Source organism: Paraburkholderia suaedae, assembly GCF_040812055.1.
In the GTDB taxonomy this organism is placed as follows: Bacteria; Pseudomonadota; Gammaproteobacteria; order Burkholderiales; family Burkholderiaceae; genus Paraburkholderia.
In genome coordinates this window covers 58,203-71,053 of sequence record NZ_JBFOAH010000017.1, presented here as the reverse complement: position 1 = coordinate 71,053, position 12,851 = coordinate 58,203, and the positions used below count along the sequence as shown (strand labels likewise).

Annotated in this window: 13 protein-coding genes; all 13 read left to right on the top strand. The window is 62.4% G+C overall.

From position 1 onward, the window contains the following. Positions 1-75 precede the first annotated feature (75 nt). The 13 genes from ABQJ48_RS22185 to ABQJ48_RS22125 all read left to right on the top strand — a co-directional run bounded on the left by ABQJ48_RS22185 (position 76) and on the right by ABQJ48_RS22125 (position 12,540). The gene (locus ABQJ48_RS22185; RefSeq protein ID WP_367840150.1) at positions 76-612 is read left to right on the top strand and encodes a carboxymuconolactone decarboxylase family protein; all 537 of its coding nucleotides are present in this window, start codon (positions 76-78) and stop codon (positions 610-612) included. A 50-nt stretch (positions 613-662) separates the two neighbouring features. After that, positions 663-1,487, top strand: coding sequence for an isocitrate lyase/PEP mutase family protein (locus ABQJ48_RS22180; protein WP_367840149.1), 825 nt, complete (start codon positions 663-665; stop codon positions 1,485-1,487). A 42-nt stretch (positions 1,488-1,529) separates the two neighbouring features. Beyond that, entirely contained in the window at positions 1,530-1,922 is a 393-nt protein-coding gene (locus tag ABQJ48_RS22175) for a RidA family protein (RefSeq protein ID WP_367840148.1), read from the top strand. A 1,224-nt stretch (positions 1,923-3,146) separates the two neighbouring features. Then, entirely contained in the window at positions 3,147-3,896 is a 750-nt protein-coding gene (locus ABQJ48_RS22170) for an IclR family transcriptional regulator (protein WP_367840147.1), read from the top strand. Positions 3,897-3,936: 40 nt separating this feature from the next. Beyond that, positions 3,937-4,710 (top strand): transporter substrate-binding domain-containing protein, encoded by a 774-nt coding sequence (locus ABQJ48_RS22165; protein WP_367840146.1) that lies wholly within the window; start codon positions 3,937-3,939, stop codon positions 4,708-4,710. A gap of 17 nt (positions 4,711-4,727) precedes the next feature. After that, entirely contained in the window at positions 4,728-5,396 is a 669-nt protein-coding gene (locus ABQJ48_RS22160) for an amino acid ABC transporter permease (RefSeq protein ID WP_367840145.1), read from the top strand. Next, the gene (locus tag ABQJ48_RS22155) at positions 5,393-6,157 is read left to right on the top strand and encodes an amino acid ABC transporter ATP-binding protein (protein ID WP_367840144.1); all 765 of its coding nucleotides are present in this window, start codon (positions 5,393-5,395) and stop codon (positions 6,155-6,157) included. Before ABQJ48_RS22160 ends, ABQJ48_RS22155 begins: the two co-directional genes overlap by 4 nt. Continuing rightward, positions 6,154-6,702 carry a HutD/Ves family protein gene (locus ABQJ48_RS22150; RefSeq protein ID WP_367840143.1) on the top strand — a complete coding sequence of 183 codons (549 nt, stop codon included), beginning with the start codon at positions 6,154-6,156 and terminating at the stop codon, positions 6,700-6,702. The genes ABQJ48_RS22155 and ABQJ48_RS22150 overlap by 4 nt, the downstream gene beginning before the upstream one ends. Further along, positions 6,699-8,099 carry a formimidoylglutamate deiminase gene (locus ABQJ48_RS22145; RefSeq protein ID WP_367840142.1) on the top strand — a complete coding sequence of 467 codons (1,401 nt, stop codon included), beginning with the start codon at positions 6,699-6,701 and terminating at the stop codon, positions 8,097-8,099. The genes ABQJ48_RS22150 and ABQJ48_RS22145 overlap by 4 nt, the downstream gene beginning before the upstream one ends. 28 nt (positions 8,100-8,127) lie before the next feature. Then, positions 8,128-8,946, top strand: coding sequence for an N-formylglutamate deformylase (gene hutG, locus ABQJ48_RS22140; RefSeq protein ID WP_367840141.1), 819 nt, complete (start codon positions 8,128-8,130; stop codon positions 8,944-8,946). A gap of 339 nt (positions 8,947-9,285) precedes the next feature. Then, entirely contained in the window at positions 9,286-10,101 is an 816-nt protein-coding gene (locus ABQJ48_RS22135; RefSeq protein WP_367840139.1) for a hypothetical protein, read from the top strand. A 554-nt stretch (positions 10,102-10,655) separates the two neighbouring features. After that, positions 10,656-11,054, top strand: a complete 399-nt coding sequence (locus ABQJ48_RS22130) for a VOC family protein (protein ID WP_367840138.1) — start codon at positions 10,656-10,658, stop codon at positions 11,052-11,054. A gap of 424 nt (positions 11,055-11,478) precedes the next feature. Further along, the gene (locus ABQJ48_RS22125; RefSeq protein WP_367840137.1) at positions 11,479-12,540 is read left to right on the top strand and encodes a methyltransferase; all 1,062 of its coding nucleotides are present in this window, start codon (positions 11,479-11,481) and stop codon (positions 12,538-12,540) included. Positions 12,541-12,851: the final 311 nt, after the last annotated feature.

Genomic DNA, 12,851 nt, shown 5'->3' with positions numbered 1-12,851 from the left:
ACTGCTTCTCAATGCAGGAACACCTGTTCCCGCAGCCATCATCCGCAGTTCGAACCGAACCCAAGGAGCAGTGCAATGAGCCGCATCGCTATTCCGCAGAATGTTCCCGCCGAGTCCAAGGCCGTCGTCGACGCCGTGTCGCGGCAACTCAAGCTTACGCCGAACCTGTTCCGCATCATGGCACAAAGCCCCCAGGCGCTGAACGGGTGGCCCGGCCTACAGGGCGCTCTCTCCAAAACACTCGACATCAAGACGCGCGACGGCATTGCACTGGCCGTGTCGCAGGTCAACGGCTGCCAGTACTGCCTCAGCGCCCACAGCTACGTAGCCACCGAATTTGCCGGCCTTTCCAGCGATGAGGTTCGCCGCAACAGACTCGGGGACTCAGACGTGCCCCGCGTCGCGGCCGCGGTGGCGTTCGCGCGCAAGCTGATGCAAACGCGCGGCAAAGTAACGACGGGCGACCTCGACGCGGTGCGAGCCGCCGGGTACAGCGATGCCAATATCGTCGAGATCATCGCGCTGAGTGCGCAGTTCATGCTGACGAATTTCGTCAATAACGTGTTCGACACGGAGATCGACTTCCCGGTAGTCGAAATGGAAATCGCCTGAACGCGTCCGAAAGCCCGCAAGGGCTTCTCCCCTCCTCTGGGAGTTCTGCCATGCCACGCACCACTGCCGAAAAACGCGCCGCATTCCGGGCGCTACACGAATCCGGTTGTTTCACGCTGCCGAACCCTTGGGACGCCGGCAGCGCACGTTATCTCGCGAGCCTCGGCTTCCAGGCGGTCGCGACCACGAGTTCCGGCTATGCGTGGTCGACCGGCCGCGCCGACAACCAGGTGAGCCGCGACGACATCCTCGCGCACTTGCGTGCGATGGTCCAGGCTACCGACCTGCCGGTCAATGCAGATTTCGAAAGCGGCTTTGCCGACGATGCGGCCGGCGTTGCCGAGAGCGTGACACTCGCGGTCGCCGCCGGCGTGGCCGGCCTGTCGATCGAAGATGCGAGCGGCGATGCCGCCGCCCCCGTGTTGCCGATCGAGATCGCCGTGGCGCGGCTCGCAGCGGCGCGGCAAGCAATCGACGATAGCGGTGGCGATACGCTGCTGATCGGCCGCGCGGAGAATTTTTTTGTTGGTGTGCCAGACCTGAACGACACGCTTGAGCGTCTGAAGGCTTACGCAGCGGCCGGCGCGGACTGCCTGTACGCCCCGGGCATCCGGACGCGCGAAGAGATTGAGGCCGTCGTCGCGGCGGTCTCGCCCAAACCGGTGAACGTACTGATTGGCGCGAACTCGCTCCTGACATTGTCCGAACTGGCAGCGCTGGGCGTGCGGCGCGTCAGCGTGGGCGGCGCACTCGCGAGGAGCGCCTGGGGCGGCCTCATGCGCTCCGCCAGGGCGCTTTCGGAAGGACGCTTCGACGGCTTCGCAGATGCCCCAGCGGGTTCGGATCTCAATGCACTGTTCGCTGGCGACGTTTGACGCTCGCCATGAATACCAATTCCGTCACTCAAGGAGAAACACATGGCTCGGGAAATCATCCGTGTTGAACCATTGTCCAGCTGGCTCGAGCGTTGGAAGGCACCCACCTCCGTTGCCACGCGTCACGGCGACACGCTTTACGTGTCGGGCTTGCCGCCATTCGATCCGGAGACCGGCGAGGTGCTGGATGCGCCAATCGAACAGCAAACTCGACGCGTGCTGGAGCAACTGAAGCTCTGCGTCGAGACCGGCGGATCGTCGCTCGACCAGGTGCTCAAGTGCAACGTCTACTGCACATCCGTCGAGATGTTCCCGATCGTCAATGAAATCTATGCACAGTTCTTTGGCCCCCGGCCACCGGCACGGATTTTCGTGAACGTGCCCGCATGGCCCGGACGTTTCGATATCGAGATAGATTGCATTGCAGCGGTTTGAGCCGTGTTGCGCTCGACCGACGTTTATGCATTGAACCACGCCGTTTTTCGCGTGTTGAAGCCGGGCGGCCATTACGTAATCGTCGAGCATGGGGCGCAGCCGGGGACGTCGGCGGAGGCGGCAAAGACGCTGCATCGCAGCGATCCTGCGGTCGTGCGACGCGAAGTCGAGGCCGCCGGGTTCGAATACGCGGGTGAGCACGACGTGCTGCATAGTCACCGCGATCCGCGGACGTCGAGCATCTTCGCGCGTGGGATCCGATACGAGACCGATGGGTTTATCGTGAAATTCGCAGACCTGCTGAGCCGCAGACCTGCTGAGCTTACGTGTCGTGTTCGTCAATGACCGTTATCTGAACGGAACCGCCGTCTGAATGTCTTCGCGACGCTTAGGAAGAAGGACCGTTCCTGGCCGAGAGCCCCAGCTCGGTGAACGTTCCACAGAGCTGCCGTTGAGGTTTTCAACGGCAGCTTTCCGGCAGGGTGCGCGAACGGGTACTGCCGGCCAACTGCGGCCGTTCACGTGCGGCGTCGCTCGGACGTTCAAGCGTCGGTTACGCCCCGCGTAACCGGCCATCCGATCGTAAAGGACGTACGCTCGGTCATCGGCCATCGCGGACATTGGGGCGGACTGGGTTCTACGTCACCGATATGGCGGATTGCTGACGGTCGCGGCCCCGACCAGCCGAACGACCGCTTCCTCGATCAGCGAACTCACACTCCCGAGCCAGAACCGCCGCTCGCTGGATCAGGGTTTTGGCGTCGGGTAATGCAATACACCGGTCATTCGACTGCAGGGCCGAAATCTAAAAAAATGACGGAACTCGATGTCATGGTGGCCGCACCGTGATCAAACGACGCGTCAAACGAGGCAATGTGTTGGAAAAAACCATCGCTGCTTTCGTCCGCCCAGTCGACTAGCCCCGCCAGTGTCTCAAGCTGGCAGCTCCAAACTCAAAAGAGCTAACAGTGCGTAGCGCCGTCCGATCGAAGCGACGTTGGCCGTTGCCGTTTAATACATGAAGGCGCTATTGCGTCTGCCCGCCAGCGAAACGACTGCGACCTTCGCATTGTGCGGTACAGCTGCGACTGAACATGGCTTATGTAAGCGGTAGTGCAAACCCTAACTCATCATTCCCGCTGAATGGGAATCGTATTTTTGTCGGGCGGGAGCGTCGTGGCATTCTGCGTCATCGGAATCGCATCTCTTCGGGCAAGACTCAAGGTGAAACAGGAATCCAGCGTCATCGGCGCCGAGCGCCTGCTGCTCGTACTTACTGCGCTCGCGAGCCACGGCAAGGCCATGTCCGTGAAGGACATGCTCGGCGTGACCGGCCTCGCGCAAAGCACGCTCTATCGCCAGGTGGCGCTGCTAAAGCGCTGGGGCTTCGTGACGGAAGACGCGGGCTGCTATGCGCCCGGCCCCGTGAGCCTGCAACTCGCACTCGGCTTCGACATCAATTCGATGCTGGTCGAAGCGAGCCGCGACGGCATGGTGCAGCTCTCGCGCGCGACGCAGGAGAGCGTCGGGCTCATCGTCGCCGTGAACGACCAGGTGATCTGCCTTGAGATGATCGAGAGCACGCACTCGCTGCGTTGCTCGTTCGAAAAGGGCCGCGCGGTGCCGCTGCGCGCGGGCGCGTCCGCCAAGTCGCTGCTCGCCTTCATGGCGGAGAAAGCGCGCAACGAAGCGCTGGAGCGCCAGTTCGCCGGCGACGACGCGGCGCGCGCCGCTCTCGAAGCTGAGCTGGAGCGCATTCGCGCGCGCGGTTACGCCGTGAGCGACAGCGAAGTCGATCCCGGCGTCTGGGGCGTGAGCGCGCCCGTATTCCGGCGCATGTCGCGCGGCGCGGGCGCGAGCGCATCGATCACATTGATGGCCCCGTCCTCGCGCGCCGCGGGCCGCGAACAGCAACTCGCCGACTGGACCGTGCGCACGGCCAACAGCATCTCTGCCCGGCTGCAATCTGCCTGAACCTCACTCAACAACGACCACACACTCTGGAGCCCACACCATGAAACTGAAATGCCTTCTTTCCGCTGCGACCTTCGGTATGGCACTGCTGACGACGATCGCGCCCGGCACCGCATCCGCGCAGGATTCGAACGTGCTCAACGTCGCAACCGACGCGACCTTCCCGCCGATGGAATTCGTCGATAAGGGTCAGCGCACCGGCTTCGACATCGACATCATGAACGCGCTGGCCAAGGCGATGGGCAAGCAGGTCCAGTGGACGGACATCGACTTCAAGGGGCTCATTCCGGGTCTCGTGGCGCGGCGGTTCGACGTGGCGATCTCGGGCATCTACATCACGCCGGAGCGCGCGCAGGTCGTCGATTTCACGCAACCGTATTTCGCCGGCGGTCTCTCCGCGCTCGTCAAGGCGGACTCACCGATCAAGACGCTCGCCGATCTCAACGGCAAGAAAGTGACCGTGCAGGTCGGCACGAAGTCGGTCAACTTCCTGCGCGACAACTATCCGCAGGTGCAGCGCGTGGAGGTGGAAAAGAACCAGGAGATGTTCGATCTCGTCGGTATCGGCCGTGCCGACGCCGCCGTCACCGGCAAGCCCGCCGCGTATCAGTTCGCGCGCACGCGCCCCGGTTTCCGCGTGCTGGACAAGGAACTGACGACCGAAGCGTACGGCATCGCGGTGCGCAAGGACGAACCACAATTGCGCGACCAGTTGAATGCCGCGCTCACGAAAATCAAGGCGGACGGCACCTACGACGCCATCGTGAAGAAGTGGTTCAGCGCGAGCGCCAACACCACGGCAAACGCGAAGTAATCCGGCGCACCTGACTCATGCAACTCGACTTCACGCCGGCGTTCGCCGGTTGGGCCGACATCGCGCACGGCGCGCTGGTCACAGTTGAAGTGACCGCCGCCGCGCTCGTGCTCTCGTGCCTGCTCGGCCTCCTGATCGGCATCGGCCGCCTCTATCCGCAACGGCGGCTCGTCTACGGCTTCTGCACCGGCTATCTGATCTTCTTCCGCGGCACACCGTTGCTCGTGCAGCTGTTCCTGCTGTTCTTCGGCCTGCCGCAGTTCGACATTCTCCTGCCAGCGTTCGTGTGCGGCATGCTCGGGCTCGGGCTGTATTCGGCGGCCTACGTGTCGGAAATCGTGCGCGGCGCGATCCAGTCCGTGGATCGCGGACAGATGGAAGCGGCGCGCTCCATCGGCATGTCGTCGGGACAGGCCATGCGCGCGATCATTCTGCCGCAGGCCATTGTGCGCATGATTCCGCCGCTCGGCAACGAGTTCATCGCGCTGATCAAGAACTCGGCCCTGGTGTCGCTGCTGACGATTGACGACCTCATGCACGAAGGCCAGAAGATCATCAGTGTGTCCTACCGGTCGCTCGAAGTGTATATCGTGATCGCGCTCGTGTATCTCGTGCTCACGCAAACGACCAACTTCATTCTTCATCGCGTCGAGCGTCGGCTGCGCGCAGGAGGCATGGTGCAATGAGCAGCGTTCAACCTATCGTCAGCATTCGTGAACTCACGAAGTCGTTCGGCACGCATCGCGTATTGAACGGCATCGACTTCGATATCCAGCCGAGCCAGGTCGTGGTCGTGATCGGTCCGAGCGGTTCGGGCAAGAGCACGTTCCTGCGCTGCTGCAACGGACTGGAAAAGCCCGAGCGCGGCACGATCGATATTTGCGGCCACCGGCTCGTCGATCAGGGTACGGTGCTAAAAGAACGCTCGCTCAACGCGCTGCGCACCGAAGTCGGTATGGTGTTCCAGTCGTTCAATCTGTTCCCGCACCTTTCGGTGTTGCACAACATAACAGTGGGTCCGCGAATGCTGCGCGGCACTTCGAAAGCCGATGCAGAGGCCGCCGCGCTCGCCTTGCTCAAGAAGGTGGGTCTCGAGCACAAGGCGCATGCGATGCCCGCCAGCCTCTCGGGCGGCCAAAAGCAGCGCGTCGCCATCGCGCGGGCTCTGGCAATGCAACCTCGCGTCATGCTCTTCGACGAACCGACTTCCGCGCTCGACCCCGAACTCGTGGGCGAAGTACTGCAGGTGATGAAGCTGCTCGCCTCCGAAGGAATGACCATGGTCGTCGTCACGCACGAGATGGGCTTCGCGAAGGAAGTGGCGGACGTCGTGGTCGTGATGGACGGTGGCGAGATCGTCGAAGCGGGGCCGCCCGCGCAGATTTTTTCGACGCCGACGCAGCCCCGCACGCGCTCTTTCCTGCAGGCGGTGCTGTCGCGCGCATGAACCTGACCTTGATACGCGGCGCCGCGCTCGTGGCGGCGCCGTGGAAGAACAGCGGTGGTATCACGCGCGAAGTCGCATCTCTTGCGCACGCCTGGCGCGTGAGCATCGCCGATATCGATCGCGACGGGCCGTTCTCCCGTTTCGACGGCATCGACCGCCTGTTGATCGTGCTCGACGGCGCAGGCGTGACGCTCGACAGCCCAGGCGTCCTGCGCGCGTTCCACATTGCGCGCTTTGCCGGCGAGGCGCCGGTGGTGGCGCGCCTCGCAAACGGCCCTGTGCGGGTGTTCAACCTGATGACGTACCGCGGCACCGTACGCGCCTCGGTCGATATCGTACGCTCGCCGGTCCGCCGGACCCTCGCCGCGGATACGGTGTTGTTTGTTTGCGCTCAGGGCGCGACCGAAGTGCGGGTCGGTCAGACGCGCATCGCACTGAACCGGTTCGACACGCTGCGCATCGACCGGGCGAATCCCGTCGAGATCGACATACAAGGAGACGGCGTGCTGGTGTGCACGTCGCTGGATACGGAAGGCAACTCTTGAATTCATCCCCGAAATCGCTCTTTGCAGCGCATGCGCTGCTGCCGGACGGCTGGCGCACCAACGTACTGATCGAGTGGAACGAGGCGGGTACGTTCATCGCAGTTACGCCCGACACGCCCACCGCGCCGGCGGATGCCGTGCGCGCAGCGGGGCCGGTCATTCCAGGTATGCCGAACCTGCATTCGCACGCGTTTCAGCGCGCCATGGCCGGCCTCACGGAATACCGCGCCAATCCCACGGACAGCTTCTGGAGCTGGCGCGACCTGATGTACCGCTTCGCCGCACGCATCACGCCCGAGACGCTCGGTGCGATAGCGCGCTGGCTGTATGTCGAGATGCTCAAGGCGGGCTATACGTCCGTCTGTGAGTTCCACTACGTGCACCACGCGCAGGACGGCGGCCGTCACGCGCATCCGGCCGAACTCGCGCAGCGCGTCGTGGATGCCGCGAGCGAGACCGGCATCGGCATGACGATGCTGCCGGTGCTCTACCAGTACAGCGGCTTCGGCGCACAACCGCCGCGCGCCGACCAGCGCCGCTTCATCAACGCGACCGACGCCTTTCTGGAGCTTCTCGGCGCGCTGCGCGCAGCGCGTCCGGAGCACGGCGCGTTGCGTTACGGAATCGCGCCTCACTCGCTGCGCGCCGTGTCGGAGGATTCGTTGCGCGCCGCGCTCGAAGGACTCGACGAGATGTCGCCCGGCGCGCCGGTTCACATCCACATTGCCGAGCAGACCGCGGAAGTCGATGCCTCACTGGCGGCGCTCGGCGCGCGGCCCGTGCAATGGCTACTCGAGCGTTTCGACGTCGACGCGCGCTGGTGCCTCGTGCATGCGACGCACGTCGACGAACGCGAAACGCTCGCGCTCGCGAAGAGCGGCGCGATTGCAGGCCTGTGCCTCACGACCGAAGCGAATCTCGGCGACGGCCTATTCCCCGCAAGCGACTACCTCGATGCAGGAGGCGCGTTCGGCGTCGGCTCGGATAGCCATATCGGCGTGGACTGGCGCGCGGAACTGCGTCTGCTCGAATATGGCCAGCGGCTCGCGCGGCGTCAGCGCAACGTGCTGGCCTCGCCGCAGGTTTCGCATGTCGCCGACCGCCTGTTCCAGGGCGCGCTTGCGGGCGGCGCACGTGCCACCGGCCGCGCGGCCGGCGCCCTCGAGCAGGGCGCGCGGGCGGACTGGATCGTGCTCGACCCCGACCATCCCGATCTCGTCGAGCAGACCAGCGCGACGTGGCTGTCGTCCGCCGTCTTCTGCGAGCACGGCGAAACACCGGTGCGCGACGTCTTCGTCGGCGGCGAGCGCGTGATCCACGAGCGCCGTCATCGCGACGAAGCCAGGCATTACGCGGACTATCGCCTGGCGCTAGCACAGCTGCTCGCCGACGCCTGAACGCAACCGCCAACCGATCCCAGGAACCATGAACGATCTTTTCTCACTCGAACGCGGCGATGCGCCGCTGATGATTTCCATTCCACATCTGGGCACGCAGATCCCGGATGCGCTGCGTGACCGGTACACCGATATCGCGCTGACGGTCGCTGACACTGACTGGCATCTGGACCGCCTCTACGGATTCGCCCGCTCGCTCGGCGCAACGATTCTCGGTGCGCGCGTGTCGCGTTACGTGATCGACCTGAACCGGCCCTCGAACGACGAAAGCCTGTATCCGGGGCAGACGACCACGTCGCTGTGCCCGACCGAAACCTTTCGCGGTGAGCCGCTGTATCGCGAGGGCTGCACGCCGGACGCGGCCGAGCGCAATCGCCGCGTGGCCACTTACTGGCAGCCGTATCACGACGCCCTGCATGAAGAAGTGACGCGCCTGCGCCGCCAGCATCGCAACGTGCTGCTGTGGGAAGCGCACTCGATCGCGAGCGTGCTGCCGCGCCTTTTCGAAGGCAAGCTGCCGGACTTGAACATCGGCACGCAGGATGGCCGCACCACCGCGCCTTCCGTACAGAAAGCCGTGCAGCGCGTCGCCGCGGCAAGTCCGTTCACGTGGATTGCGAACGGCCGCTTCAAGGGCGGGTTTATCACACGGCACGCCGGCGCGCCGCAGGACGGCGTGCATGCGGTGCAACTGGAGATGTGCCAGTCCACCTACATGAGCGAGAACGCGCCGTTCGACTATCTGCCCGAGGTCGCGAAGAAAGTGGAGCCGGTGGTACGCGGTATGGTGAATGGTGCGCTCGACGCAATCGTCAAGTTGACTCCAGACGCCTCGCGGGCGAAATGAGCGCGATACTTCCTTGCCGCGGGACCTCTTGGAAATACATTCTGAACACCACGAGCGCCAATCCGACCGAGGAGGGTCGCTCTGTCCAATACACGCTTGCAGAAGTTCGCCAGCGCTCGGAGCAGGCGCGCGTATTCCGAATGCGGAAGTGAAAGCCCAGCAGCGTCGAAGAGAGTGAAGCTCATTGAAGAGTGCTGCGGCCCGGTGACCACGTCGGCTAACGTCGACAGCTCAGGTCGGCGCTCTCTGCTGAAAGACCGCTTGTTGGCTTGACGAGACCCCTGAATGTCTCGCGCCTCAATCGAATCAAGGTGCCTTTTTGGCCGACCAGCGCCCCACGTGATTAGCGAGCCGGTGGTCAAATACGTGCAAAGCGAAACGGACGTGTTGGTCGTGTTCTCTCGCCCGAATAGCGGTCCGTTTGCCTTGCATATTGAGAATAAACTTGAAAACGGTTCCTTTGAGCCGGGCCAGCCTGAACGATACCAGTCGCGAGCGCTGTACTGGCTCAACAATGCGAAGTACGGGGCATACGTAGACTTTGAGACGGTCCTGATTGCGCCTCAAGTTTTCTTCGAGAAGCACCGCGTCCGCGCCGAAGGATTTGATCGATATGTTTCTCATGAGGACACCGCCATTTATCTGCCTGAATTTCGGGCAAATGGCCAGGAAATCAATGACGATCACGTAGATACCAAGGCCGTCGCACAAACCATTTCGCGTGCCGGCATCTGGTTAATTCGACATGGGTACGGTCGATTGATGATCCTGCCGTATGCGGCGCCATCTGGATTGCACTGGCGCTGTGCGTTTCATCCGCCAGAAAAATTCAACGAGGAGATCTATCGGTACACCACCGGCAGCGAACGAACGGTTCTTCATGGTGACCCGGACATCGTGATGTCGTCGACCATGACACCCGGGGCACTCGCTGAACTAATCATTGCTCGAGCGCCTCGCGATGCAGTCGCTATGTGTGAAGGCGAGGCGAGCCAAGCGGTACTCGATTGGCTTCAGCGATTTGAGAAGGTGCTGGATGGAGGTTACATTCCTGAAGCGTTCAATAATGATGATCCTGTCACTGATCGGTGGGTGTTGCTAGGCGATGGCGACTCAAGCGACATGGATCCTCAGCTTGGGTACCGCGCCCCGTAGTGGCGTACGCCCCTTGGGGCCGAATTGTGTACGTACGTAGCCCGTCCGTCAGCTTCCGGTTGGAATGCAGCCGCTCCGACGGCATGTTTCCCCGCGCGTTGAACGGCAGGTCGTGGCCGAGAGCGCCAGCTCGGTGAACGGTCCACAGAGCTGCCGTTGAGGTTTTCAACGGCAGCTTTCCGGCAGGTGGGCGAACGGGTACTGCCGGCCACAAACCGCCGTTGACAGGCGTCGTCGGTCGGACGTTCAGGCGTCGGCTTCGCCCCGTAACCGGCCATCCGTTTGTTAGAGACGAACGCTCCTTCATCGGCCAAAGCCGACGGTCGCCGATGTCCGACTGTGGGGCGGCTGAAGTTCGCTTCACTGACATTCGCGAACCCGTGCCGGCGAATGTCTCCTCGCTCGATTGACGAATGAGTCTTCACGGACCCGCTCCGGCCATTTACCTCGCTCAATTTCGGACATTCAAACGTCGGTCGATGTCGGGTAGTAAGAGATAATCGCTCGGCCTGGCAGTAAGGTAACCGTCAAAACTTTGACTGGAGCAAAAATCGATGCAGCTTCTAGACCATGTTTCGATCGGCGTTCCCGATCTTGATGCGGCACGTCCGTTCTACGACTCAATCATGAAGGTGCTGGGGGCAACCAAGGTCTATGACCGTCCCAGTGCGCTCGGTTACGGAGAGCGCTGCACGGCGGTCGACACAAAATCGACGTGCCTCGCTGTCTATCTGGACCCAAGCAGGATCGATGTGAACAAGCGGCATTGGTGCTTCAAGGCAGTGTCCCGCGAACAAGTGGACGCATTTTTCACGGCAGGCCTCGCCGCCGGGGGACGTTCAGACGGTGAATCAGGGCTTCGGCCTCACTACCATAGCGACTACTATGCAGCGTTCCTGTTCGATCCGGCTGGCAATCGTGTGGAAGCGGTATGTCATACCGCCTCGAATTGACACAACAACCAGCTAAATGCGGGAGACTGGGTCGCTATCGCATCTTGTCAAGGTGTATCTCGAACGTTTCGGTGCGAACGCCAAGGTGCTTCGTGACCTCGGCGTCGGTCATCAGCTTGGACGATTTCAGGATTGGGCTTGCCACCCGTGATCGCTTCCTACGCGGGTCAGCATTGCTCAACAGGAAAGCGGACTATAGTGAGACCATTACATTGACACTGCTTTGTGCACGGACGACGAGCTGACGCGGAGGCGTTCTTCTGCCGGCTGTAGCACATTCGAATCAGTTCCGCCGGGCGCGCGAACGAGGGACGATCCGGATGACGATCGCGCCCATCTCTCCGTGCGGTAGCGCACATCTGAAATCGAATCGTGCGCCTAGCATGTCGATCCGACGACGAACGATGTTCGTAAGGAGACGTTGATGGCATCAGTATCAGTCACGCAACAGCAGGCGCCGCGCGCCGACCACGCGACAGAAGCGGCGCCTTCGCCCGAATACATCCTGCAGGTGGCAATGGGCTTCTGGGCATCGAAGACATTGCTCTCGGCTGTGGAGATGCAATTATTCAGCCATCTCGCACGCGGCCCCCAAGACGCCTCGCAACTCACTGGGGCGTTGGGCCTGCATCCGCGATCGGCGCTCGATTTCCTGGACGCACTTGTCGCGCTCAACCTCCTGAACCGCACTGACGGCGTCTACAGCAACACGCGAGACGCCGATCTCTTCCTCGACCAGGAGAAGCCGGGCTATGTCGGCGGGCTGCTCGAAATGGCGAACTCACGGCTCTATCCGTTCTGGGGCTCGCTCACAGAAGCGTTGCGCACCGGCATGCCACAAAACGAGGCTAGGCAGGGTGGGAACGTCTTTGAGGCGATTTATAGTGACGGAGCACGACTGCGCACGTTCCTGCGCGCGATGAGCGGTGTCAGTCTCAACGCGGCGCGAGCAATCGCGCAGCAGTTTCCGTGGCAGAACTACCGTACGTTCATTGACATCGGCGCGGCACAGGGCGCACTGCCGGTGCAGGTCGCGCTCGCGCATCCGCATCTGTCGGGCGGCGGCTTCGACTTGCCCCCAGTGCGCCCTGTCTTTGAGGAATACGTCGCATCGCACGGATTGGAGGAGCGACTGCACTTCTTCGCAGGCAACTTCTTCGACGATCCATGCCCAACAGCCGACGTGCTGGTGATGGGCCACGTCTTGCACGACTGGGATCTTGACCAGAAGCGCGCGTTGCTGCGCAAGTGCCACGACTCACTGCCGGATGGTGGCTCCCTCATCGTCTACGACGCGATGATCGACGACGAGCGCCGGCACAACGCTTTCGGCCTGCTAATGAGTCTGAACATGCTGATCGAAACTCCCGGAGGCTTCGACTACACAGGCGCGCAATGCATCGAATGGATGCGCGAGGCGGGCTTTACGCAGGTGCGCGTGGAGCGCCTTGTCGGCCCCGACTCGATGGCAATCGGCATCAAATAGCGGCGGTCTCGAACCGGAGTTCACGGCGCTTATGCGAAGATGGAAGGCATGCAAACCGGCGCCATCGTCGGTTCGAAGATCGGGCGGAAAACGGTTGCCATAACGCCGCTTTGCCGCGCGGGACGGCCGGACGACATTGCAGGTGTGGCGGCGTTCCTTGCATCCGACGATGCTCGATGGCTCTGTCAGGGACCAACTAGATTTCCGGCATCTGCCAGATCTGCCCAAAAGCCCCGCATTTTTTCAGCCGCGGGGCTTTTTGCTGCCATCATTGCGTGTGTTCCTCTCGCCTGATTGGCTGCCTTTTTTCG